Source organism: Chryseobacterium sp. BLS98 (assembly GCF_001045445.1).
Lineage (GTDB): Bacteria > Bacteroidota > Bacteroidia > Flavobacteriales > Weeksellaceae > Chryseobacterium.
Genome location: NZ_LFNF01000002.1, coordinates 704,803 through 728,911, shown reverse-complemented (window position 1 = coordinate 728,911; position 24,109 = coordinate 704,803). Strand labels below are relative to the sequence as shown.

Annotated in this window: 20 protein-coding genes; 12 read left to right on the top strand and 8 right to left on the bottom strand. The window is 38.5% G+C overall.

Going from position 1 to position 24,109, the window contains the following annotated elements; translation table 11 throughout:
• Positions 1–19 precede the first annotated feature (19 nt).
• The 4 genes from speB (at position 20) to ACM40_RS08185 (ending at position 3,148) form a co-directional block, all read left to right on the top strand.
• The gene (gene speB, locus ACM40_RS08200; protein ID WP_048502330.1) at positions 20–877 is read left to right on the top strand and encodes an agmatinase; all 858 of its coding nucleotides are present in this window, start codon (positions 20–22) and stop codon (positions 875–877) included.
• 68 nt (positions 878–945) lie between these two features.
• Positions 946–1,803 carry a bifunctional helix-turn-helix domain-containing protein/methylated-DNA--[protein]-cysteine S-methyltransferase gene (locus ACM40_RS08195; RefSeq protein ID WP_048502329.1) on the top strand — a complete coding sequence of 286 codons (858 nt, stop codon included), beginning with the start codon at positions 946–948 and terminating at the stop codon, positions 1,801–1,803.
• Positions 1,804–1,824: 21 nt separating this feature from the next.
• Positions 1,825–2,535, top strand: a complete 711-nt coding sequence (locus tag ACM40_RS08190; RefSeq protein WP_048502328.1) for a class I SAM-dependent DNA methyltransferase — start codon at positions 1,825–1,827, stop codon at positions 2,533–2,535.
• A 4-nt stretch (positions 2,536–2,539) separates the two neighbouring features.
• Positions 2,540–3,148, top strand: a complete 609-nt coding sequence (locus ACM40_RS08185; protein ID WP_048502327.1) for an alpha-ketoglutarate-dependent dioxygenase AlkB family protein — start codon at positions 2,540–2,542, stop codon at positions 3,146–3,148.
• Positions 3,149–3,383: 235 nt separating this feature from the next.
• On the opposite strand, the gene ACM40_RS08180 is transcribed toward ACM40_RS08185, so the two are convergent.
• The 3 genes from ACM40_RS08180 to ACM40_RS08170 all read right to left on the bottom strand — a co-directional run bounded on the left by ACM40_RS08180 (position 3,384) and on the right by ACM40_RS08170 (position 6,446).
• A complete protein-coding gene (locus tag ACM40_RS08180; RefSeq protein WP_048502326.1) occupies positions 3,384–5,243 on the bottom strand; it encodes a CocE/NonD family hydrolase in 1,860 nt (619 codons plus the stop codon).
• Positions 5,244–5,530: 287 nt separating this feature from the next.
• Positions 5,531–5,950, bottom strand: coding sequence for an SH3 domain-containing protein (locus ACM40_RS08175; protein ID WP_048502325.1), 420 nt, complete (start codon positions 5,948–5,950; stop codon positions 5,531–5,533).
• Between the two features lie 7 nt (positions 5,951–5,957).
• The gene (locus ACM40_RS08170) at positions 5,958–6,446 is read right to left on the bottom strand and encodes a BON domain-containing protein (RefSeq protein ID WP_048502324.1); all 489 of its coding nucleotides are present in this window, start codon (positions 6,444–6,446) and stop codon (positions 5,958–5,960) included.
• Positions 6,447–6,668: 222 nt separating this feature from the next.
• On the opposite strand from ACM40_RS08170, the gene ACM40_RS08165 reads away from it, so the two are divergent.
• The 3 genes from ACM40_RS08165 to ACM40_RS08155 all read left to right on the top strand — a co-directional run bounded on the left by ACM40_RS08165 (position 6,669) and on the right by ACM40_RS08155 (position 9,288).
• Positions 6,669–7,919 (top strand): dicarboxylate/amino acid:cation symporter, encoded by a 1,251-nt coding sequence (locus ACM40_RS08165; protein ID WP_048502323.1) that lies wholly within the window; start codon positions 6,669–6,671, stop codon positions 7,917–7,919.
• Between the two features lie 6 nt (positions 7,920–7,925).
• Positions 7,926–8,648, top strand: a complete 723-nt coding sequence (locus ACM40_RS08160) for a phytanoyl-CoA dioxygenase family protein (protein WP_048502322.1) — start codon at positions 7,926–7,928, stop codon at positions 8,646–8,648.
• Between the two features lie 106 nt (positions 8,649–8,754).
• The gene (locus ACM40_RS08155; RefSeq protein ID WP_131705349.1) at positions 8,755–9,288 is read left to right on the top strand and encodes a hypothetical protein; all 534 of its coding nucleotides are present in this window, start codon (positions 8,755–8,757) and stop codon (positions 9,286–9,288) included.
• A 74-nt stretch (positions 9,289–9,362) separates the two neighbouring features.
• Here the strand turns inward: ACM40_RS08155 and ACM40_RS08150 are convergent, their stop codons facing one another.
• Together ACM40_RS08150 and ACM40_RS08145 are read right to left on the bottom strand one after the other, a co-directional pair.
• Entirely contained in the window at positions 9,363–10,136 is a 774-nt protein-coding gene (locus ACM40_RS08150) for a hypothetical protein (RefSeq protein ID WP_048502320.1), read from the bottom strand.
• 16 nt (positions 10,137–10,152) lie between these two features.
• On the bottom strand, positions 10,153–12,954 hold the full coding sequence (locus tag ACM40_RS08145) for a GH92 family glycosyl hydrolase (protein WP_048502319.1): 2,802 nt from the start codon (positions 12,952–12,954) through the stop codon (positions 10,153–10,155).
• Positions 12,955–13,054: 100 nt separating this feature from the next.
• On the opposite strand from ACM40_RS08145, the gene ACM40_RS08140 reads away from it, so the two are divergent.
• Positions 13,055–15,397 (top strand): TonB-dependent receptor domain-containing protein, encoded by a 2,343-nt coding sequence (locus ACM40_RS08140; RefSeq protein ID WP_083996812.1) that lies wholly within the window; start codon positions 13,055–13,057, stop codon positions 15,395–15,397.
• Between the two features lie 238 nt (positions 15,398–15,635).
• Here the strand turns inward: ACM40_RS08140 and ACM40_RS08135 are convergent, their stop codons facing one another.
• A complete protein-coding gene (locus ACM40_RS08135; RefSeq protein WP_048502318.1) occupies positions 15,636–16,091 on the bottom strand; it encodes a hypothetical protein in 456 nt (151 codons plus the stop codon).
• Between the two features lie 156 nt (positions 16,092–16,247).
• On the opposite strand from ACM40_RS08135, the gene ACM40_RS08130 reads away from it, so the two are divergent.
• From ACM40_RS08130 to ACM40_RS08115, 4 genes are all read left to right on the top strand, one after another.
• Complete coding sequence (locus tag ACM40_RS08130) at positions 16,248–17,357, top strand: Mrp/NBP35 family ATP-binding protein (RefSeq protein ID WP_048502317.1); 1,110 nt, start codon at positions 16,248–16,250, stop codon at positions 17,355–17,357.
• 47 nt (positions 17,358–17,404) lie between these two features.
• Complete coding sequence (locus ACM40_RS08125; RefSeq protein ID WP_002977212.1) at positions 17,405–17,653, top strand: NifU family protein; 249 nt, start codon at positions 17,405–17,407, stop codon at positions 17,651–17,653.
• 175 nt (positions 17,654–17,828) lie between these two features.
• The gene (locus ACM40_RS08120) at positions 17,829–18,395 is read left to right on the top strand and encodes an NfeD family protein (protein ID WP_048502316.1); all 567 of its coding nucleotides are present in this window, start codon (positions 17,829–17,831) and stop codon (positions 18,393–18,395) included.
• Between the two features lie 31 nt (positions 18,396–18,426).
• Positions 18,427–20,004, top strand: coding sequence for a flotillin family protein (locus tag ACM40_RS08115; protein WP_048502315.1), 1,578 nt, complete (start codon positions 18,427–18,429; stop codon positions 20,002–20,004).
• A 56-nt stretch (positions 20,005–20,060) separates the two neighbouring features.
• Here the strand turns inward: ACM40_RS08115 and ACM40_RS08110 are convergent, their stop codons facing one another.
• Both ACM40_RS08110 and ACM40_RS08105 read right to left on the bottom strand, forming a co-directional pair.
• Positions 20,061–20,771, bottom strand: a complete 711-nt coding sequence (locus tag ACM40_RS08110; RefSeq protein WP_048502314.1) for a barstar family protein — start codon at positions 20,769–20,771, stop codon at positions 20,061–20,063.
• A gap of 107 nt (positions 20,772–20,878) precedes the next feature.
• On the bottom strand, positions 20,879–23,917 hold the full coding sequence (locus tag ACM40_RS08105) for a choice-of-anchor I family protein (protein ID WP_048502313.1): 3,039 nt from the start codon (positions 23,915–23,917) through the stop codon (positions 20,879–20,881).
• Between the last annotated feature and the right edge of the window lie 192 nt (positions 23,918–24,109).

Below are 24,109 nucleotides of genomic sequence, written 5' to 3'. Positions count from 1 at the left end.
TTAATTTTTTAAATAAAACATGAGAACATACGCAGGAATTCCTGAAGAAAATGCAACGTTAGAAAACTCTAAAGTAATGCTGGTAACCGTTCCTTACGATGGAACATCAACATGGGGAAAAGGAGCCGATAAAGGCCCGGAACTATTCCTTGATGCTTCTGAAAACATGGAGCTTTACGACATTGAAACAGGTACTGAACCTTATCTTGACGGAGTATACCTGGCGGGAGAGGTTTCTGAAAATTCTACTCCTGAAGCAATGACGGAAGCAGTATATCAGAAAACAAAAGAGCTTCTAAATAATGAAGGAAAAGTATTTACCCTTTTCGGGGGTGAGCACTCTGTTTCTATCGGTTCTATCCGTGCAGTAGGAGAGAAGTTTGAAAACCTTACCGTTCTTCAGTTAGATGCTCATACAGACTTACGTCCTGAATTTCATGGATCTACTTCCAACCATGCATGTGCGGTTTTTGAAGCCAATCAGAAGCATAATCTGGTTCAGGTGGGAATTCGTTCCATGGATGCGGAAGAAGCTGAATACTTGCCGGAAGGAAGAGTGTTTTTTGCCCATGAAATTGCCAATAATGACAACTGGATCAATGATGTTCTGGAAAAAGTTTCAGGAAACGTTTATATCACAATTGATCTTGATGCTTTTGACCCTTCCATCGCTCCTTCTACAGGAACTCCGGAACCGGGCGGACTTCAGTGGTACCCGACACTTGAATTATTAAGAAAAGTATTTGAAAAATGCAATGTAGTAGCTTTTGATATTGTAGAATTAATGGATTCTCCGATGGCTAAACCAACTGCCTTCCTTGCTGCTAAGCTATATTACAAAATGCTGGCTTACAACCATATTTATAACAATAACTAAACTTCGCAAGAATCGGATTTTTTCTGCCGTATATTCTTTGGAAATTTGTGAGGTAAAAAAGAAATACTATGTCCACACAAAGTCAAATAGATTATAACAGAATTGCCAAAGCGATAGAATATATCCGGAGCAATTTCAGGCTTCAGCCGAGTTTGGAGGAAGTGGCAGAAAATATTCATTTAAGTCCGGCCCATTTTCAGAAGATATTTACGGATTGGGCAGGAACAAGTCCGAAGAAATTTTTACAGTTCATCAGTCTTGAACATGCTAAAAATTTACTTAAAGAAGAAAAAGCGAGTATATTTGATACCGCTTACGAGACGGGGCTTTCCAGCACAAGCAGGCTTCATGATCTGTTTGTGAAAATAGAAGGTATGTCTCCGGCAGAATACAAAAACGGCGGAAAAAGCCTGAGCATTAATTACAGTTTTTCCAGAAGTCCTTTTGGATATGTAATGGCAGCATCTACGGAAAAAGGGATCTGCTATATGGCTTTCGAAGACGATAAAGAAACAGCATTGGGGAATTTATATGCTAAGTTTCCCAATGCTTCTTTCTTTGAAAAACAGGATGCTCTTCAAAAGAATGCACTGTCCATATTCGGTCAGGACTGGACCAAACTCAATACAATTAAATTACACTTAAAAGGAACAGATTTTCAGCTTAAAGTCTGGGAAAGTCTTCTGTCTATTCCAATGGGGAAACTGTCTACCTATGGCAGCCTGGCAGAGAAAATAGGAAATCCTAAGGCTTCCAGAGCTGTTGGAACAGCTATTGGCAGTAATCCTGTGGCATTTCTTATTCCGTGCCACCGTGTGATCCAGTCTACAGGAAATATTGGTGGTTACCGATGGGGAAGCACCCGTAAATATGCCATTGTTGGATGGGAAGGCTCACGTATTTCCAATGTAATAGATTCAATCTAGAATTACAGTATAAAAATAATTATGATCAAACATAAAATCCTATCTGCCTATGAGGAGATCGCTGAGAAATATAATGAACTTATCGATCACAAACCTCATAATGCCTATTATGACAGACCCAATACATTAGAGCTGATTCAGGAAGTAAGTGGTAAATTTATTCTTGATGCAGCTTGCGGGCCAGGAAAATATGCCGAAATATTAATATCTGAGGGAGCAACAGTAAAAGGTTTTGATATCAGTGAAAAAATGGTCATGCTGGCACGTGAAAGAAATAAAAATCAAAAAGATTTTTTCGTCCACGATTTATCTTCACCATTTGAAATGTTTGAGAATGAGACCTTTGATACTGTTATTTGTGCATTAGCGCTTCACTATATAGAGGACTGGAATTTCACCATTAAAGAATTTTGCAGGGTTTTGAAACCTAATGGTAGTCTTGTTATATCCATTGAGCATCCTTTTTTTGAATACAATTACTTTCATTCAGAAGAATATTTTGAAATCGAACATGTAAAGTGTATATGGAACGGATTTGGAAAACCTGTTGAAGTCAATAGCTTTAGAAGACCTCTGAGTGAGTGTATCACTCCTCTTACAGAAAATGGGTTTTATATTGATAAACTGGTTGAACCAAAACCTACAGAAGAATTTGAAAAGCTGGATCCGAAACATTATAAAGAATTAAATGAGTTTCCTGCTTTCATGTGTATTCGTGCCATAAAAAAATAATGAAATGAGTTTATTTGAAGAAATGTCAGAATTCCCTTTAAATATTCTTCCGCACGACGGAACGGTGAATTATTATGGGAAAGTCTTTGATAAAGGAAGATCAGATTTCTTTTATAACTATTTGCTGCATCAGATGCCATGGGAAAATGATGAAGCCATGATCTTCGGGAAATTAATTTTAACGAAAAGAAAGGTTGCATGGTTTGGGGAGAAAGCTTTTGAATATACCTATTCAAAGCGCACCAAACTGGCAAAATTCTGGACTCCGGAGCTTTTGGAACTGAAAAGAAAATGTGAAGAAGTTTCAGGAGAAACCTACAATTCCTGTCTTCTCAATTTATATCATGACGGAAGTGAAGGCATGGCTTATCACAGCGATGGCGAAACCGATCTTAAAAAACATGGTGCAATTGCCTCCCTCACTTTTGGTGCAGAAAGAAAGTTTTTATTTAAACATAAAACTACCAAAGAAAAGGTGGAAATATTCCTGGAAAACGGAAGCTTACTCGTCATGAAAGGCACAACGCAGGAAAACTGGCTGCATAGGCTTCCTCCGACTACAAAAGTGAAAACACCAAGAGTAAATCTGACGTTCAGAACGATCGAAGAATAAAATAAGGTGGCTTCGAGTGCCTCAGCCACCTTATTTTATAGTTGATAATATTTTTAGCCCTTATTTCCTGATTTCATTATGTATTTTTGATGTGTGATTCCTGCAATTTCCAGGTGGCTGAGGCTCCTGAAGCCACTTGCAACCATAAAAAACCCGGTCGCTGAGATTCCTCAGCGACCGGGTTTATGTTTTTTAAACAGGTATTAAACTGTTACTGGCTCAGCTCATCATTATTTTATTTCAAAACTTCAGCCTCGATAGAACTGTCATTATATACTTTAATAAATGCTTTGGTATAATCCTTTTTCGTGGCAAAATTCGGATTCTCCATGAATTTCTGAGGATTGATCGCAAAAAGCGGCCACCATGTACTGCTGATCTGAATCTGGATCCTGTGCCCTTTCTTGAAGGTATGCATTACATCCTGAAGTCTGAAATTCACCGCTGTTTTCTGATCAGGTACCAAGGCTTCTCCTTTTTCCCTGGAATTTCTGAACCTTGCCGGCATGATCTCACTTCTTACCATTTGGTGATAGTTGGGGTAGATTACGCCTTCTTTCTTTTCTGCAGGTTTGAAATCTTCAGGATATACATCGATAAGTTTTACTGCAAAATCAGCATCGGTAGACGTGGAGGCGATATTAAGCTTAGCCATAATCTCTCCGCCAAATGTGATATCTTCCGTTAAAACATCGGTTGTGAACGTCAGAACATCCGGCCTGCCTACTGCAAATCTCTGATCTTCCGACATATAGTTTTTAGGCGTGAAGCCATTGAAATCTTTTAAATTATCAGAGCTCAGAACAGGGTTGTTAGGGTCACTGTAATATTCTGAAAATCCTTGCCCTACTGTGTTTTTTAAAGTGCCGTCTGCCAGATAGAAATTAACTTTCTGGGCATTTTTCGGAGGATAAGAGGCAAATTCTCTCCATTCTTTAGAACCTGTATCATACATCAGAGCTTCCGGAAGACCGGCATCTTCTTTTGTGTTTCCCTTCAAATAATGATTGAAAAACTTAGTTTCAATATTCTTTTGATAATACGTTGCAATACTGTCCCCGAAATAGATCTGGTTGTGGAAATGTTTTCCTTGCTCTTGTGCCCATGCTCCGTGGGAAAAAGGTCCCATTACGATTGTATTCTTGGCTTTCGGGCTTGTTTTTTCTATGGTTTTGTAAATATTCAAAGGCCCTGAAAGGTCTTCGGCATCAAACCATCCTCCAACGGTCATTACGGCATGGTTTACATTTTTCAAATGGGGAAGCAGGCTTCTTTTCTGCCAGAATTCATCATAATTCGGATGATTCATAATCTCGGTCATGAAAAAATTGTTCTGATAATATTTTTCATAGCCGTCTTTCAAAGTGCCCATGTCTCTGTAAAATTTAAGACCGTCTTCCGAAGTCTGCTTTACAAAAGTATCCATGTACCATGCTTTGTTTTCAGGCTTCGTTTTCTGAATTCCAAAAACAGGAAATGTTCTGAAATATCCCAGCATAAATCTCCCGTTATGAAGAAAATCATCATTCCAGAAATCTGAAATAGGAGCCTGTGGAGATGAAGCTACCAACGCAGGGTGCTGTGCCAGTATTCCTGCTGCAGTGTAAAATCCGGGATACGAAGTTCCGTACTGACCTGCTTTACCATTATTGTCCTTTACATTTTTCAAAAGCCATTCTATGGTGTCATAGGTATCTGTACTTTCATCTACATCCTTTTTAGTTTTACGATCCACTTGAGGAGTCATATTGGTAAAAGTGCCCTCGCTCATATACCTTCCTCGTACATCCTGGAATACAAAAATGTATTTATCCTTCATCAGGAACTGATTAGGCCCAAGTTTGGTTTTGTATTCGTTTTCACCATAAGGAGCAATGCTGTAGCAGGTTCTCTGCATCAGGAAAGGATACTTGTTTTTGTTTGAAATATCTTTAGGGATGTATATCGCTGTGAAAAGCTTTACCCCGTCACGCATCGGAATGTAGACTTCCTTTTTGGTGAAATTGTCTTTTACAAAAGTATCCTTCTGTTCTGTGTTCTGTGCACGTCCAAGGATGAAAAAGAAAATGAATAAAATTGAAATATGGATCTTCATAAATAAAATTTACAGCTAATTTAAAAATAAATAGCATCCGTTCTGCTGTATACCTCAATCTTTAACGAAAAATAGAAGAAAAATAAAGCGCTGTAAAATAAATCTACTCTTATTCAATATTATATAAAACACAAACATCTGCTCCATCTGATAAATCTGCGAGCGCAAAATAATCTCTCAGATTTTGGCTGATTGAAGCTTATGCTTCTGAAAAAGCTGACAAGAAAATAAAAAACATCCCCAAGCGGGGATGTCTGTATTGTTTTTTGAAATCAGTTTCTCGAAAATTATGCTCTTAAATATCTTGAATAAGCATATCCTTCCTGACCGTCATCAGTTTTCACTTTCCACCAGTCATCAGAAGTCTGCTCGATCAAAGTTACTGATGAACCTTTCGCAGCTTTTCCTACTACAGCAGCTTCGGTAGAAGGCTCCTGTCTGATGTTCAGGTTAGAATCTTCAGTAGCAACTGTTAAAGAAGCACCTGAAGCCAATCCGGCTACCTGTACATCGATATTGATGTCTGAAGCTGAATAAGTAGAATCAATTGTTCCCAAAGCATTCCATACTGCATCTTTTGCTGCTGTATTGGAAGCACTTCCTGAAACATAAAGAATACCATCCTGCTCCTGAACCTGAAGATTAGAAATTCCGGCAGACTGTGCTGCTGAAACTACGCTTGAATATTTATCTTGTAATGTGCTCATCTTAAAATTATTTTACCACTAGGTTATTGTTATACTTTCCGATTTTCAAAGCATCTACAGATTCTTTGATTTTTCTAGCCTGAAGGCCTGAAACATTTCCTGTAAGGGTAAGCTGTCCGTTTACAACTTCTACTTTTACAGAAGGAAAATCTTTAACAGCATCCTGAACTTTTTTCTGAACTGCAGGATCTACAGCTGTTGTAGTTTCTACAGGTGCAACTGCTACAGGAGCTGCTACAGTAGACATATCCATTACGTCTTTTACTCCATTAATAGCTTTTAATTTTGCGATCATGGCATCTTTAGACTGCTGATCAGCGAAAGTTCCGCTTAAATGAGCAACTCCGTCTTTTACTTCCACAGAAGCATTGGGATTAGAAGTTACCACCGTTGTAGCCTGAGTCTGAAGATCGGCATCAGAAACTTTCTTTTTACAAGAAACCGCTCCAAAAGATATAGCTACAGCCAATGCAGCCATTGCAATAGTTTTTTTCATAGTTGTATATTTATTAATGTTGTTAATACAATCAAATGTAATAATAAAATGTGTACCAAAAGAATAAAAACTTAATAAATGTTTCTTAAATTTTTTACAATATTTTCGAAATCAGCGATTTAATTTTAATGTATTATAAACTTAATTTAAAGTTAACCGGATTCAGACAAAATCTTGTACCAATTGAAAAACCATTATATTTGTGGGAATTGAACTATTTATATGAAAGGACAAAATAAACTTTTTATTGCCATTATCGTTGCACTTATCCTGGGAGTAGGAATCGGAGGTCTGGTACACCTGCAGTATCCGGAGAGTGCGGAACCTTTTTCCAAGAATATCAAACTGCTGGGAACGGTTTTCATCAGGCTCGTACAGATGATCATTGCACCGCTGGTTTTTACAACCCTTGTAGTGGGAATTGCCAAAATGAGCGATATCAAAATGATTGGAAGGGTAGGAACGAAAGCAATGCTGTGGTTTATTACGGCTTCCCTGGTTTCTCTTTTTATAGGTCTGGCACTTGTCAACTGGCTTGAGCCCGGACATGTAACCAAGCTGCCTATCCAGGATGCAGCGGCTGCGGAAGATCTTTTAAAAACAAGTAAGAGTTTCTCTCTGGAGGACTTTGTGAAGCATATGATTCCTAAAAGTTTATTTGAAGCTTTCGCCACTAATGAGGTGCTTCAGATTGTGGTCTTTTCCATTATGTTCGGAGTGGCGCTTGCCAATTTAGGAGAAGAATATTCAAAACCGGTGGTTAAACTTTTTGATATCATTGCCCATGCTATTCTTAAAATGGTGGGTTATATTATGTGGTTTGCCCCGCTTGGTGTTTTGGGAGCTATTGCAGCTGTAGTGGCCGTGAACGGGTTTGAAATATTCAAAGTATATGCTATTTACCTGCGGGACTTTTTCTTTGCATTAGGTGTACTTTGGCTTGTACTTCTGCTGGTGGGTTATCTTATTTTAGGAAACCGTCTTTTTGAATTATTAAAAAGAATTAAGGCTCCGCTACTAATTGCATTCTCTACAACGAGTTCAGAAGCTGTTTTCCCGAAACTGGTGGAAGAGCTTGAGAAATTCGGATGTAACAACAGGGTGGTATCTTTCATCCTGCCACTAGGATATTCATTCAACCTTGACGGAAGTATGATGTACATGACGTTCGCCTCCATTTTTATAGCCCAGATCTACGGGATTGAAATGGAATTGGGTCAGCAAATCACCATGCTTCTTGTGCTGATGCTTACTTCAAAAGGGATTGCGGGTGTTCCGAGAGCTTCTCTGGTGATCATCGTTGCGACATGTTCCATGTTCGGAATTCCGCCGGAAGGTATCGCGTTAATCCTGCCAATTGATCACTTCTGTGATATGGGTAGAAGTATGACGAATGTATTAGGAAATGCACTGGCAACTTCAGCCGTTTCCAAGTGGGAAGGGCAGCTGGAAAATACTCCTCAGGAAGTTTAATCGCACATGACAAAACAATATATAGAGAATCACAAACAATATTTCTTTGAAAAAGGCCTTACCGTTATCAATTCGGTCTTTTCTGATGATAAGATTGAAAAGATTGCAAAAATCATTGAAAAAGCAGATGCCTCGAGAGAGAATTTCAGAAAATCCGATGATCTTTTTGCCGTAAGACAGTTTCTGAAGGAAATTCCTGAAATTAAAGATTTGATTTTCAATGATACTTTGAAAACGATAATAAGGGAATTCTTCGGAGAAAAATATTTTGCTGTAAAAAGCATTTATTTTGATAAGCCGGAAACCTCAAACTGGTATGTTGCCTATCATCAGGATCTGACGATTTCTGTAGATAAAAAACTTGAAATGCCGGGATTCGGACCATGGACGGCCAAAAAAAATCAGTTTGCCGTGCAGCCGCCTCTGCCATTTCTTGAAAATATATGTACCATCAGGATTCATCTGGATGATACAAATGAATATAACGGAGCGTTGAAGGTGATTCCGGGATCTCATACCAGAGGAATCTACAGACCAGAAACCATAGACTGGAGTACAGAAACAGAAAAAATCTGTGATGTGCAAAAGGGTGGCATTATGATCATGAAACCTTTAACACTTCATGCTTCCAACAGAACTACGGATGGCAGAAAAAGAAGAGTGATCCACATCGAATTTTCTGATATGGAGCTGCCGGAGGGTCTGAAATGGTCTGAAAGGTTAAATTAAAGTCAACATTACAATGATATCTGAAGCAGATAAATTTCCGGCTATTCATTCAAAAATTTCAAAAAACTGGACTTTAATTATTAAGGTTTTGTTTTCAATATTTAAGATGATAGTGGTAATAATCCCGCTGATGATGGTCTTAATGCTTGTACTTACATTGAAATCAAAGGAAATTATAATTGAAATAAAAATTTTAATTGCTGTATTAACAATAGCAGTTACCGGGTTAGTGGTATGGTCGCTGATTAAGCAAGGTCAGGGAAAAGCAGGCAGGAAAATTACGCAGATTGTAGTTGACAGCCAGGGGATCCATGACTACAGCGGCCAGGATCTGGTAAGGTCATTGAAATACAGCGAACTGAGGCCCGCTCCTGAAAACGGGAAATATGATATTTTTATTCCAAGGGACCAGACAGACGCCGATTATACTGTATGTTTTTATTTATTTGATGATGCGTTCAATACCATAAAACTGCAGGCATTTACTTTAAATGCTGATGGTGTGATTATTAATGGAAATGAACTCAGAAAACATTTTATAAAAGGAATTATCATGTTCAGACCCGATTTGAAGATTGATCCCGGTGTTCTGGATTTATATAAATTAGAGAACAATAATAAACCTGCTTCAACTTATTAATAATAGTTTAAGTCTAACTCAGGAAATTTTTAATAAAAACAAATCCCCTCGAATTTTTCGAAGGGATTGTTTATTTACCAATAATTGGAGATTGTTTTTTTATAGTGTTTTTTTGAATTTTCTTTATGATAAAAAAGTAATATGAGAAATTCTTTTTTATCCGAACTATCTGAAAACATTGGCCTGTCAACGATCATGTTTCTTTTTATGATCTCCTTAATTATCTTGTCCTGACTGCCAAAATCATTGATGGTTACAATTTCTTCAATTTTAGATGATTCATTTATCTTTACTCTGTATATGGCAAAAGGTTGCTTTGGCTTAAAATCTTTAATTTGTGATAAATCTGTTTGACCATCATCGCTTGTCTCATCATCACAACTGGTAAATGTAAGGCCTATAAATTTGTACTTATTTTCATCTAAATAAGAAAAAGTTTTCTTTAAAGCTTCAAGCTCTGAATTCTCATCTTTTGTAGGTTTAGTGCTTAAACGAGATTTTGGAGTGCAGGAAGAAATGGTTGGGTTATTGTTATTAACTCCACTTAATAAAATCAAATATCTTTCGTTGGGTTCTACATTTATTTCACAAGCACCAGAGTATGAATTCCCGATTAATCCTCTTACATTTAAGGTTTTAAACTTTGCTCCCTTGTACAATTTTTCAAATTCAACATCTGCTTTATATGTTCTTTGTTCGGCATTCTCATCGTAAACTCTTATGATTTTAATAATACCTACAACATTGGCATTTAAATAATCTTGTGCTAAAGTTTCTCTTATACATTTACAGGCTGATACTTTAATGATACTTAAAAGAACAAAAAATAGTAATAATAGTTTTTTCATTTATGATAATGTTTTTTTATTTCACAGAAATCTCGTCAATAAAAATATAAGCTTCACCGCCCGCTCCCTGATGCCATGCTGGAAGCTTTCCGTAGTAATACGCTTTTACCTTGATGTAACGCGCTTCAGTCGGTAGAATCTCCGTCTGGAAATCATTGGTCTGTACTTTTTCATCTTTAGCATCAATCGTATTGTCGATGCTTTTAAGAAGGATAAAATCTTTACCATTCATGGATGCGTAGTATTCTACTTTTTTAGGCATTAAAATCCATGCTTTGCTGTCCTGAAGATAGGTTGAAGACAGTTTTTTGATCTGCTGAGGTGATTTCAGGTCAATAATAGCTTCAAAATCCTGTCCCTGATACCCCTGCCATTCTCCTTTTCTCCAGTTCACATCACCATTGATTCCGTCGATAAGTGCCAGCTTTCCGCCTGCTGTATATTGTGGATTTACCTTTGAATTGACCGTAATATCCCAGTAATTAGGCCTTCTGCTGAAATTGGCTACTGTTACCGAACTTTTCTCACCGTTTCTTTCTGAATAAGCGTGAACCTGTGTTGTTTTACTGATCGTGAAAGGGCCTTTATATGCGGTAAAAGTTTTTCTTACGTTGGCGTCACTGTCACTCAAAGTCATATAGTATACTTTGTCACCCGGATTCAGTAGGGTGATCTGAACTTTTGCAGAAAAATCAAAGATTCTGTCTGATGCAATCACCGGCGCTGCAGTCATTTCTGAATATTTAAAATCCTTTGCAGGCTTAATATTTTCAAAACCTAATTTCTGAAGTTCGGCTCTGCCGGTATTTTTTGTAATCACTTTTGTAGTGCCGTCCTCAAGATGAATTTTAACCTCATCAAAATAAGGTGTGGTCGTTTGCCATTCCGGAAGTCCTGGAGTAACTGAGTAAATTCCTAATGAACTTAAAATATACCAGGCACTCATCTGGCCGCAGTCTTCGTTTCCAATAAGGCCGTCCGGCATATTTTTATAAAAATTATCGAGGATATATTTGATCTTGGCATCTGTTTTCTCAGGTTTTCCCACGTAATTGTACAGGTAAGCGATGTGATGGCTGGGTTCGTTGCCTTGTGCATATTGCCCCATTAAACCTGTAATATCTGCCTGTTCCCGGCCTGTTGTTTTGTCCGGAGCTGTAAAAATAGCATCAATGAACTGCTCGAATTTTTCTTTCCCACCATGCGCGGCGATCAAGCCGGGAATGTTCTGCTGAACGGAATAGGAATAATGCCATGAATTACCTTCTGTATAATTATTATTCACTTCCCTTGGGTCAAAAGGCTCATACCAATTCCCGTTCTTTCTGGGCTGCATGAAGCCATTGGCCGGATTATAAAGATTTTTCCAGTTTTGCGAACGTTTCATGAAATACTGGTAATCTTCTTTTTTGCCTAAAATCTTAGCCATTTGTGCGATACACCAGTCATCATAAGTGTATTCCACTGTTTTGGAAACACTTTCAGGCTCATCATCCATGCTGATGTAATTATTCTGCTTATATGCATTTAAACCGAAAATATCCAGCATGGCAGAATTTTTTGAAGCTTCAAATGCTTTTTCATAATCAAATCCTTTGATTCCTTTGGCCATGGCATCTGCAATTACAGAAACCGAGTGGTAACCGATCATACATTCCGTTTCATTCGAAGCCAGCTCCCAGACCGGCAGTTTTCCGCCCTGTTCATATTGCTTGATAAAAGTATTGATAAAATCTGCCGTTCTTTTTCTGTCGATCAGCGTCATCAGCGGATGAGCAGCTCTGAAAGTATCCCAAAGCGAGAATACAGAATAATAATCAAAACCATTTGTGGTGTAAATTTTATTGTCCCGGCCTCTGTATCTTCCGTCTACATCCATATTGATGTTGGGCTGGGTAAAAACATGGTATAAGGCTGTATAAAAAACAGAAAGTTTATCCTTATCCTCAGATTTCACTTCAATTTTTGAGAGTTCCTTGTTCCAGTCGGTTTCAGCCTGTTTTTTTACAGATTCAAAATCACTTGATTTTCCTTCTGCAAGCATATTTTTTTCTGTTCCTTCATAGCCTGTTGGGGAAATGGCTACTTTTACACTGATCTTTTCTCCTTTTTTGACATCAGAGGAGAAAGCGAGTGCCAGTTTTGTTCCCGTAAAAAGTTTATCCTCCTGCTTTCCGTTAGCTTCTTTTTTTGAAATTTTCATCGGTTTTGAAAATTCAATTCTGGCGTAGATGTACTGGTTGGATGCCCAGGCTTCACTTCTCCTGAAAACCTCAATGGTTTTATCATCAATGATCTTTACTTCCCCTTCCAGCAATTTGTCCCTGTGGTTAAGATCCAGGATAATATGGGCTTTTCCTGCATTATTAAAAGTATATTCGTGGTAACCGACTCTTTTGGTGGTGGTAAGACGGACATCAATATTGTTTTTATCTAATTTAACCGAATAAAATCCGGCAGAAGCCTTCTCATTTTTATGCGAAAATTGAGAGGAATAATCCTTACTGTTCAGGCTTACATTTCCCATAGCAGGCATCAGCATAATATCCCCGTAATCCGAAACTCCGGTACCATTCAGGTGGGTATGGGAAAATCCGTAAATCACACGATCTGAATAATGGTATCCGCTGCAGCCATCCCAGCTGCCATCTATCCTCGTATCTGGTGAAAGCTGTACCATACCGAAAGGAACAATAGCTCCCGGAAACGTATGACCGTGGCCTCCCGTACCTATGAAAGGATTTACATATTGGGACTCATTCTGGGAATAGATCATCTGGGCAATGAATAGAGAGAAAATCGCCAGCCTGTTTTTCATAACATCAATTTATATCAACGAATATATTGAAAAACTGCAGAACAATATGTAACAAAAAAAGATAAGGATTGTCTTATTAAAAACTATTACAACAAAATAAATGAAGAAAATACTACTTTCGGTGGTTATGCTGGTGTCGGTGCTTACTTTTTCACAGCGAATAACAGGAAAAATTACACAATCAGGAAATTCAGGTTCATACATAGAAATCATAGCAGCTAAAGATCAGAAAAGACAGTCTGCTATTTCGGATGAAAAAGGGAACTATACGCTTAAACTTTCTGAAAATGGAATTTACCATATCCAATTAATACAGGACGGAGCGGAAATATCCACATCAGATATTACAGTAAACGGAGATATGAAGCAGGATTTTTTCATTGAAAAAAAACAGGAAAAACAGATTGAAGGGGTTACGTTGACCGCCAGAAAAAAGCTTATTGAGAGAAAAGCTGACAGACTGGTCTTTAATGTATCCAATTCTGTTGCTTCACAGGGAATGGATGGCGCTGAAGCTTTGGCAACCACACCATTGCTTAAAGTAGATGATAATTCGGGAATTTCCATTGCAGGGAAAAGCGGGGTTGCCGTAATGATCAATGAAAGAATGCTGAACCTTTCGGGAAATGAGCTGGTGGCTTATCTTAAAAATTTGAGATCTGAGAATATTGAAAAAATTGAAGTGATCACCACCCCGCCGGCAAAATATGAAGCGCAGGGAAACAGCGGCCTGATCAATATCGTCCTAAAGAAAAACCAGAATCTTGGATGGAGCGGAAGCCTTACCACAGGGCTTCAGCAGCAGACTTATACAGGGATCTCCAATAGCGCCACGGTCAATTATCAGAATGAAAAACTACGGGCATCACTGAAGTTTCGGCAAAATAAAAGTGAAAAACATTCCTATGAAAATTATACCATCGAAGGAGCGGACGGACTTAAAAGTTCTGACGACAGAAGAGATTTCGGAAACGGTTTGGGGGGAGGTTTAAGTGTGGATTATCAGTTTAATCCAAAATCGAATATAGGATTTATTTATGAGCAGGGAGTCGGCCATTCCAATATGGATATTACGAATACTTCAGATTATTTTCAGAACGGAAACTATACCAATACGCTGTCTACCTATGCGGAACACCGTGCTAAGAACCGACAGCAGACTATAAGTGCCTACTACGACCTGAAATTCGGGAAGCGGGATAATAAACTGAGTATTACCGGAAATTATTTCTCCAATATTCCGAAGAGTCTTATTGATTTTACCACAACAGAGAGTGCCGGAGACAGTTTTGTAGTAAGGACGCCTTCTACAGTCAACTATAAAATTTATTCCGGGCAGGCGGATCTTACATTGCCTTTTCAGTTGGCAAAAACAGAAACGGGAATAAAGTTTACCAATTTTGATAATAATTCAGACATTTCTTATCAGAATTTTACCGATGGAAGTTTTGTCACAGATCCTGTAAAAAGCAATGTATTTGAATATAACGAGAAGAATTACGCAGCCTATCTGAGTTTTGAAAAAGATTTCAATGAAAAATGGTCTGCAAAAGCAGGCATCCGCTATGAATATTCTACAGTGAACGGAAATTCTGTAACTTCAGGTCAGCAGACAGAAAATTCATATGGGAAATTCTTTCCGACGGCTTATGTTACCTATAAAAGCAATGAGAACAATACCTTCAGTTTAAATTATTCAAAAAGGATCAACAGGCCCGGATTCCGGGCGATTAATCCTTATCGCTGGTATATTAATGTTAACTCGTATTTTACCGGAAACCCTCTTTTGAAACCGTCTATTAATCATAATTTTGAGCTGTCCCATGTTTACAAAGGAAAATTGTCTACTTCAGCCTATTTCCAGAGAACGGTAGAAGCATTTGACCAGCTGGTGAACCTTCAGGGGGAGAACCGTATCAGCACCTTTGAAAATTTTTATAACCAGAACAGTATGGGAGTTACCATCAATTATTCAGATACTTTTTTCAAATTCTGGGAAGCCAATTATGCAGCGGACCTGTCTTATATGGAAACAAAAGTTTTTTCTACCGATGCCGAATCCAGAAAAGGAAGTAGCTATGATTTTAATTTCCAGAACAACCTGTCACTCAATAAAAGTAAAACGGTACAGCTTATCTTCAATTACTGGTTCCGTTTACCATCCAATTCCGGGAATGTGTATATGGATTTTGCAGGAAATTTTACGTCCGGACTTAAACTGAACCTTATGGAAAAAAGTCTTCAGATGAATTTGTTTGTTTCCGATATTTTCAAACAGTCGAAGAGCAGAGGAGAGATCTATTATACAACCGGAACTCATTTTTATAATAATTACTATGATGCAAGGAGGCTTACGTTATCTGCAACCTATACTTTTGGTAACAAAAAAGTAAAAGGCACGGACCGTAATGTGAGATTTGATGAAAAGAACAGGGCAAACTAAAAAAATAAAGTGCTCCTTATACTCAATTACTTTAAAATCAAAAAACTAAAATGTTTAAAAAGAGCTTTGTGGTTTGGGTTTTTATTGCCCACAGATTGCACAGATGTACACGGATAATTAGGTTTAAAAATGACAAATTTATTTTGGCTGAAAGCCTGATGGATCTTTAATATCTATAAAACGGGCTTTAGCCCGTTTCTATTGAATAATCCCTTCAATCTTTTAATCTCAAAAAAAACTATACTTCTCCTTCGAAGAGATCATTCAAATAATTTTGCTGATAGATTTCCGTACGGTCTGTTCCCAGGAATTTTTTCCAGGCTCTGGATTCATGGTAAACAATCCCCATTTCCCATACGCAATAGGTGGGAATATGAATGTTTTTTCTGTCCCAAACCTCAAATGTTCCGGAACCGTCATAATAAACGCTTTCCCATAATTCGTTTTCGCTTCTCCATGTGCAAACCAACAGCAGATAATTTTCGCCGCATCTGTGCATGATGACAAATCCGAGATCATCCTTGTTCTGGAAATTTTCATCAGCAGTTTCAATACAGACTTTGGCATTGATGATATCCTGAAGGGAAATGTCAGCCGGATCTTCTGCCAGATTATACCATTTGAACCTGGTGCTGCCAAGGGTGAAAATACCTTTAGAAGAAGCATATTTAGAGGGATAGTTAGTAGCGTTCATAGATTCTGTTTTATGAAAGTGAAATGATATGATAAGGAGGAAGATAAGAAATCGGTGCGATTATTTTTGTCATCTTATTTATCACATCAGGTTATAGATTTTATTGATTCTAAATTATCGAAAAAATCCGTAAATTTGTGAACAATTTATATTTATATGTTGACGAAAGAAAAGGTTCAAGATTTCCTTAAAGAGATAGAAGTAGATGATTTGGTGAGTAATTTTCAGATTATGGGTAATGATGTTTATATTGACATGACGGCCCACTCACCAGCCATGCACGAGAAGAAAAAACTGGAGGCTGCCATGAAACAGGCTTTTGCCAGTGAATTTGGTGAAGAGATCCAGCTAAAACTTAAAATTGTTTCTCCGGAGCCTAGCGAGATCCAGCAAAGCCAGATCAAAGGTAAGCAGATTCCGGGAATTCAGAATATAATCGCTATTGCTTCCGGAAAAGGAGGAGTAGGAAAATCTACTGTGGCTGCGAATATGGCAGTTACTTTAGCTAAAATGGGTTTCAAAGTAGGATTACTGGATGCCGATATCTACGGACCGTCTGTTCCTACGATGCTCGATACGGAAGGTGAAAAGCCGCTTTCTGTGGAAGTTAACGGAAAAAGCATGATGAAGCCTATAGAAAATTATGGAGTTAAAATGCTTTCCATAGGATATTTCTCAGGAGCCAATCAGGCGGTGGTATGGAGGGGTCCTATGGCTTCAAAAGCTTTGAACCAGATGATCAGAGATGCAGCGTGGGGAGAGCTTGATTTCCTGTTGATCGACCTTCCTCCGGGAACTGGAGACATCCATTTGTCAATCATCCAGGAAGTTCCGGTAACAGGTGCTGTGATCGTAAGTACACCTCAGCACGTAGCGTTGGCAGACGTAAGAAAAGGAATTGCCATGTTCCAGATGGAGAGCATTAATATTCCTGTTCTTGGATTAATCGAAAATATGGCGTATTTTACACCGGCAGAACTTCCTGATAACAAATACTATATTTTTGGACAGCAGGGAGCTCAGTATCTGGCTGAAGATCTAGGGATTCCGGTGCTAGGAGAGATTCCGTTGATTCAGAGTATAAGAGAAGCGGGAGACGTAGGAAGACCTGCAGCGCTTCAGGAAGGCTCTAAAATTGCAGAAATCTACACGGAAGTGGCAAGAAATATGGTAGAAAGCCTTGTGGAAAGAAACAAAAACCTTCCGCCTACTGAAGCTGTAAAGATTTCGACTATGGCAGGATGCTCGCCGAAAGCTAAAAAATAATTATTTTCAATTAAGTTTGAAAAAAACCGAATTGAACGAAGAAAAATATGGAAACAAATATAACACACGAAGATACAGTAACGAGAGTAATGGAAGCTCTGGAAAGCATCAGACCGTTCCTGAATAAGGATGGAGGCGATATTGAGCTTATTGACGTGAAGGATAACCAGGTTTTTGTAAAACTTCTGGGAAACTGCTCCGGGTGTTCGCTGAATTTTTCAACCCTGAAACTGGGCGTTGAAAATACCATCAAGCAACATGCACCGGAGATTGAAAAAGTAATCAATGTAGAGTAAAAATTACACGAGATATTTTTTAAAGACAGGTTTTTCAGCCTGTCTTTTTTGTTTTTTTAAGGTCGTTATTTTATTTAATTGAACCTTGGTGTCTGATTTATTAACAGTCTGTTTTATAGCGTTTTTTGTTGACTTTATTGATTTTTTTTAGCTATATTTGTGAGAAACGCATCTTATGTTTGAATTTTTACTAAATTTAGAACCGCTTCATCAGGGGTTTTGGTATACGGCTATAGCAGCCAGTTTTATCTTTTTAATTCAAACGGTTCTTACTTTTGTCGGAGGCAGTCACGGAGATGTTACACACGCTGATTTTAGCGGAGACAGCCATGCGGACAGCCCATTTCAGTTATTTTCTTTCAGAAATCTTATCAATTTCCTTCTGGGATTCGGATGGAGCGGGGTAGCGTTTTACAGCTCAATAGGAAACAAATTACTGCTGATCTTTGTGGCTGTGCTTGTAGGAGCCGGATTTATATTTATATTCTTTATCCTTATCCTTCAAATCCTTAAGCTTACAGAAGACAATACATTTAAACTGGAAAACCTCATCGGAAGAGCGGGAGAAGTTTATCTTACCATTCCTGCAGATATGAAGGGAAAAGGAAAAATTACGATTTCTGTGAACGGAACCAGCCATGAACTTCCTGCGATGACAGAAGAAAAAGAAAATATTTCTTCAGGAGATTCGGTAAGGGTAACTTACATCTATGACAAGATCCTTGTCGTTTCAAAAATTTAATTCATTATCAACCATTTTATAAAAACTATTTATGGCAATACCAGGAGCTCTTATTCTTACATTAGTTATTGTACTTGTACTATTCGTCACATTTTTAGCCCTTATTTCGAGGTATAAAAGATGTCCGTCGGATAAAATTTTGGTTATTTACGGGAAAACCGGAGGAAGCTCTGCAAAATGTATCCACGGTGGTGGTGCATTTGTTTGGCCAGTAATCCAGGACTATGCTTATCTCGACCTTAAACCAATCTCTATTGAGGCTAATCTTACCAATGCCTTATCAAGGCAGAACATTCGTGTGGATGTGCCTTGTAGATTTACCATTGCTATTTCTACGGAACCTGATTCTATGGGAAATGCTGCTGAAAGATTATTAGGATTGTCACAGGAGCAGATCCAGGAACTTTCCAAAGATATTCTTTTCGGACAGCTGCGTTTGGTTATTGCCACCATGACGATTGAAGAGATCAATTCAGACAGGGATAAATTTTTAGATAACATTTCTAAAAACGTAGATACGGAATTAAAGAAAATCGGTTTAAAGCTGATCAACGTAAACGTTACAGATATCAGAGACGAATCCGGATATATTGAGGCACTTGGAAAAGAAGCGGCTGCCAAAGCGATCAATGAAGCAATCATCAGCGTTGCTGAACAAACGAAGATCGGGGAAACCGGAAAAGCAGTTGCTGACAGGGAAAAAGACACCCAAATTGCAGAAACACAGAGAGACAGGGATGTAAAGATTGCCATCACGAGAAAAGATAAAGAAGTAAGCATTGCTGCAGCCTTAAAAGATGAATCGATTGGTAAGGCTGAAGCTGAAAAAGAATCCAGAATTGCGACTTCATTGGCCAATTCCATCGCTGTAAAAGGAGAAAACGAAGCAAAAATCACCATCGCGAACTCCGATGCCGAAAGGAGGGAAAAAGAAGCTGAAGCATTACGAATTGCAACAGCTGCAGAAAAAGTACAGGCTGCAAAGTCTTTGGAAGAATCCTATCTGGCCGAGCAAAAAGCAGAAGCAGCAAGGGCCGAAAGAGAACGGGCCACCCAACAGGCCAACGTTGTAGTACATGCAGAAATTGCAAAACAAAAAGCCATTATTGACGCTCAGGCTGAAGCCGAAAAAATAAGACTCCAGGCAAAAGGGGAAGCAGATGCTATTTTTGCAAAAATGGAAGCCGAAGCAAAAGGTCTTTATGAAATTCTGACCAAGCAGGCTGAAGGTTACGATAAAGTGGTACAGGCTGCCGGAGGCGATACCAACAGTGCCTTCCAGCTGCTATTAATTGAAAAACTTCCTGAATTGGTTAAAACACAGGTTGAAGCTGTTAAAAATATTAAGATCGACAAAGTGACTGTTTGGGACAGTGGAAACGGGCAGGATGGAAATAGTTCTACCGCTAATTTCGTTTCTGGAATGATGAAAACAGTTCCGCCTTTAAATGATCTGTTTAATATGGCAGGACTTAACCTACCGGATTACTTAAAAGGAAAACCGGATGAGGTTAAAAAAGAGATCATCACCGTTCCGGAGAAGAAGGAGAAAAGGAATTTTGATGATATGAATCCGGAAACTCCACAACCTGAGGCTCCGAAGGCTTAATATCAAAATATTGGAACAAGACTCGGGCGGAAAGCTTTGCTTTCCGCCCGAGTCTTTTATTTTAAAAAAACTTTGACGTGACGATCTTCAAAAATCTGAAGTATCTTATCAAACTTAGTTTTAAATAATTTTTTGCTTCTTTGATGATTAAGCCAGATTAATTCTGACATAGCTTTTACGCCAAATTCTCCGCAGAGACAATCATTCAATGCACCAAATCCACGTCCGAAATATCCGCCAATACCATTAACTTCTTCTCCCAAAGTACAGAAGAAACCGTCCAGATTGTGAAATTCATTTCCATTGATCTGAATACTGATATTTTCTTTTACTTGGTCTATTATCGTTGTGTGAAGAGCATAAACAAGCCAACCCTGTAATTCTTCTTTCCTAAAATTTTTCCAGATATTCTTTTGGATAATTTCATTATTGAGTCTCATTTTCCAGGCTTTATGATAACCTGGGGGATAACTCCATATTTGTCCTAATAAAGTTACATTGTTCTTTTTAGACTTTATTACTCTGATATTACTAATAAAAGTCTTGGTTATAATAGATTTTTTATCATCAAGCAAACAGATGAAACCGCTGTTTTCATAGATTTCTGTGGCATTTTCTATTGCTGATATTAGAAGGGTAGCGTTGTCAACATTAATGAGTCGTATAGTACGGTAAATAATATTTTCTGGGCTCTCAATATTTTTTATATCATCAATATAAGCTATAACCTCAAGTTCTGTTTCGCTGTCAAAAGCAAATCCAAACATATTTTTTAATTATTTCAAATTATTAAGAAAGGATAAATTTAATCAATTTGCAGGTTAAAAAAGCTCAGACAATATTCCGGGGCAATTCATCAACTAAATAATGTATTCTACTTTACAATGACTCTTTTTAATTGTCCTTCAGAAGTTTTTATCAGATAAACACCCGCAGAAAGTCTTGAAGTATCTATAGTTAAAGCATTTTTCTCCTTTCCGAGCATTTTTCCTGACATATCATAAAGCTCATAGTCCTGAGCCCTGTTAAAATAAAGCGTATTTCCTTTAGTGACAGGATTAGGAAAAACATTGAATGTAGCTTTCTCTGTTTTTATTTCACCGGTTCCTAATGTTGTCGGAGAATTGACTTCATAAATGGAAAGTGTTCCGCTGATCTCATTGGCAACAACCACATAACCCTTGCCTGTGGTAGTATTTCCCGGAGCGATATACGTAATGCCCTCAGGTCCATTGTCGCCGCCGTAAGCAGAGGTAGAACGTGAATGTTTGTAATCTGTAAATGTAGGATTATTGGGATCTGTAATATTGTAAACCATCACACCACCTGTTCTTTCCAGTGTGATGAAAGCATACGTCTGTCCGTTAATGGCAGCCAGAGCAACACCTTCCGGTTCAGGGCCTTTGGCGCGGCTTCTGTTTTTAACCCCGTTGCTTTCATTATCTGCATTAAAAATCAGAGGATGTTTGGCCGCGATATATCTTTCAAAACGGTCACCGCTGTCATAAACCAATTGTTGGGTATCTGCATTAAAAATTGAGAATGAGCGTGCTCCCAAAGCTGCAATTTCTTCAAAATCCGAATCTGCATCTGTATTTCCGGTAGCGCTGGAAACTCTGAATCTGCCTAAATTATGAGAAGCTTTTAAAACAGATGCCTGAGGAAATAAAACAGGATCCAAGGTATAGGTATTTGCACCTACCGTTGTCCTTTCGCTGTATCCTGAAAGATCCTTCTCATCTCCTTCATTGGCTGTTACGATATAATGGGTATTCCCTATTTTGTAATTCTGAACCGCGTCAGGAATGTAATAAGCTTTCACAGGCCAGTTCGCAATGACTACTTCCCCATTATTGTCTGAAGCATCAAAACCATTACCCGGAAGGCTCATGTCCTTTTTGCCTAAGCCCCAGATTCCTGTAATTGATTTGGTGGCTAAATTAATTTCAGCTATGGCATTGTTTTCCTGAAGAGTAACCCATGCTTTCTGACTGTCTGAACTTACTGTAACATATTCAGGTTCAAGGTCCTGAGAAAGTGTATTATTTGTTCTTACTTTTCTCAGGCCTGTTGCAGTTAAAGCAGCAACCTGAGAATCAAAACTGTTAAAGTTTAGGGTCGTTACATTACTTTGAGTCAGATTTCCGATACCTCCTGAAATATCGATGATACTGATTGTGCCTTCCGGATCTACGGTGTAGGCATCATTCGGTTCCCCTTCATTGGCGGTGATTACTTTTGTCCCGTCAGGGCTGAAAGTGATCATGTCCGGAAGAGCTCCTACAGTAACCTGTTTAAGGAAATTGCCGTTGATATCAAAAAAAACTACAGAACCGTTCTGCTGCGGATTGGCATTAGGGGAAGCGGTAGCAATGATCCCGTTTTTAACGGCAATACTTGTAATTCCTCCGTAGGGAGTCATACTTACTGTTTGGGTTACAGACAATGAACTGGGATTACTGAAATCAATGATATCAAAAACATCCGTAACAGAGCTAATGGTAAATAATTTCTGTGTGGCCGGATCATGAACAACAATTTCCGTAGAGCTGTTGTTGCTTCCGGAAGGATCGAAACTTCCGAGGTAATTCAGCTGGATCTGTCCGGAAGGAACAGGAACAGGTTTATCATTATCTACAATATAAACGGTTGCCGTATTGTCTCCGGAAATCGTAGCGCCTGCAGGATTTTCCAAACTTACTACGAAATATTCTGCTTGTTGTTCTTCCAGCGTATCATCAATGATAGGAATATTAACCGTATAACTTGTCGTAGATGGTGTAATATTAATCGTCTGGTTGGCTAATGTGAAATCACTGCTGCCGGCTGTACTGAACGGAGCAGGTTTTACCACAAGGTTTACACTGGCTGCTGAAGGATTGGCGACATTGATCTTGAAAGCCAGAGTTCCTGCATTTTCATCAACCTTGATGAAATTTTTATCCAGGGAAACTGTTGTGCCTACTGTAGTAAAGGTACTCTGCGTAATTGCTGTCACAGCATTATCACTCATATCTTCTACCAGATTAGGTTTAAGAGAGAGGTAATACGTCTGTCCGGGTATAAGTGCTGTTGAAGGAATTACAGTGATTTTGTTATTACTGAAAGTTGTCGTGAAGGGAACTGAAGGGCCTGAAGCATTTCCTGTACGGAATTCTACAAGGTTTTGTGCATTAGAATCGGTGATCGCGGAATTATCTGCAAGTCTTACATTTTCATTAAAAGAAATTGTAGGATTTACAGAGGTAGAAACATTATTTGTGTTGTGGATAGGGAAATAGGTTGTTGCTGGAGGAGTAGTGTCTGCTCCTCCGGTAGCGGTGGCATCTACTGTAAAATTGTCGAAACGGTTATTTCCGCCCGTTCCACCTCCTGTTGCGGAAAATTCTACTTTTAATTTAAAATTCGGATTATTGGAAACCCCTGAAACAGCAGAGAAATCAAACGTAACCAGTTGAGGATTGGCATCCTGGGGACTGACAGTCTGATAGGGGATGAAAGTAGTTCCATCCGTTGAATAGGACCATGCCTGGGTTCCTGCACCTTGTGCCGATCTTCTTGTGGTAAATTTTACAATAGGGTTATTATATCCCGTTGTAGGAAGATTGAACTGTAATGCCCCACCGATTGGGTTGTTGAATCTTAAATGAGCTCCGGACGGGTCATTATTTCTGGCATTAAAGTTATCAATATCGAAATTCTGTCCCGTACCGCCTGCAAAATCTATTTGGCTGGTTCCTCCGGCAAGAGCAGCAAGGGATCCGCTTACCAGGGTAGAAGCGGGATTTGTAATGGCTGCTGCAGATGTATTATTGTTAAAATTCCAGTAATGGATAAGTGTCTGTCCGAAAAGACCACCCTGAAGGAAAAACGCGGCAATGACAGATCCTTTTAATAGGTAATTGTTGATCATTTTTTACTTGCATTAGATTTATGCAAAAATGAACTTTATGCACCGCAAGTATTTTAATGGAATTTTAAGAAATGTTTAATAATAAGGTAACAAGTTATTAAGGCAAAAGGATTAAATGGCTGGAAAAAGCTAAAAAGCTAAAAAGCGAAATGGTGAAAAAGCGAATGTTTGAATTGTGAGTAGTAAATGATT

Excerpts from the sequence above, each read along its gene's own strand:
- ACM40_RS08195 (WP_048502329.1), top strand. The coding sequence starts at position 946 with ATGTCCACACAAAGTCAAATAGATTATAACAGAATTGCCAAAGCGATA.
- ACM40_RS08170 (WP_048502324.1), bottom strand. The coding sequence starts at position 6,446 with ATGAAAAAAACTATTGCAATGGCTGCATTGGCTGTAGCTATATCTTTT.
- speB (WP_048502330.1), top strand. The coding sequence starts at position 20 with ATGAGAACATACGCAGGAATTCCTGAAGAAAATGCAACGTTAGAAAAC.
- ACM40_RS08140 (WP_083996812.1), top strand. The coding sequence starts at position 13,055 with ATGAAGAAAATACTACTTTCGGTGGTTATGCTGGTGTCGGTGCTTACT.
- ACM40_RS08105 (WP_048502313.1), bottom strand. The coding sequence starts at position 23,917 with ATGATCAACAATTACCTATTAAAAGGATCTGTCATTGCCGCGTTTTTC.
- ACM40_RS08145 (WP_048502319.1), bottom strand. The coding sequence starts at position 12,954 with ATGAAAAACAGGCTGGCGATTTTCTCTCTATTCATTGCCCAGATGATC.
- ACM40_RS08160 (WP_048502322.1), top strand. The coding sequence starts at position 7,926 with ATGACAAAACAATATATAGAGAATCACAAACAATATTTCTTTGAAAAA.
- ACM40_RS08185 (WP_048502327.1), top strand. The coding sequence starts at position 2,540 with ATGAGTTTATTTGAAGAAATGTCAGAATTCCCTTTAAATATTCTTCCG.
- ACM40_RS08155 (WP_131705349.1), top strand. The coding sequence starts at position 8,755 with ATGATAGTGGTAATAATCCCGCTGATGATGGTCTTAATGCTTGTACTT.
- ACM40_RS08115 (WP_048502315.1), top strand. The coding sequence starts at position 18,427 with ATGGCAATACCAGGAGCTCTTATTCTTACATTAGTTATTGTACTTGTA.
- ACM40_RS08150 (WP_048502320.1), bottom strand. The coding sequence starts at position 10,136 with ATGAAAAAACTATTATTACTATTTTTTGTTCTTTTAAGTATCATTAAA.
- ACM40_RS08125 (WP_002977212.1), top strand. The coding sequence starts at position 17,405 with ATGGAAACAAATATAACACACGAAGATACAGTAACGAGAGTAATGGAA.
- ACM40_RS08190 (WP_048502328.1), top strand. The coding sequence starts at position 1,825 with ATGATCAAACATAAAATCCTATCTGCCTATGAGGAGATCGCTGAGAAA.
- ACM40_RS08165 (WP_048502323.1), top strand. The coding sequence starts at position 6,669 with ATGAAAGGACAAAATAAACTTTTTATTGCCATTATCGTTGCACTTATC.
- ACM40_RS08120 (WP_048502316.1), top strand. The coding sequence starts at position 17,829 with ATGTTTGAATTTTTACTAAATTTAGAACCGCTTCATCAGGGGTTTTGG.
- ACM40_RS08135 (WP_048502318.1), bottom strand. The coding sequence starts at position 16,091 with ATGAACGCTACTAACTATCCCTCTAAATATGCTTCTTCTAAAGGTATT.
- ACM40_RS08110 (WP_048502314.1), bottom strand. The coding sequence starts at position 20,771 with ATGTTTGGATTTGCTTTTGACAGCGAAACAGAACTTGAGGTTATAGCT.
- ACM40_RS08175 (WP_048502325.1), bottom strand. The coding sequence starts at position 5,950 with ATGAGCACATTACAAGATAAATATTCAAGCGTAGTTTCAGCAGCACAG.
- ACM40_RS08180 (WP_048502326.1), bottom strand. The coding sequence starts at position 5,243 with ATGAAGATCCATATTTCAATTTTATTCATTTTCTTTTTCATCCTTGGA.
- ACM40_RS08130 (WP_048502317.1), top strand. The coding sequence starts at position 16,248 with ATGTTGACGAAAGAAAAGGTTCAAGATTTCCTTAAAGAGATAGAAGTA.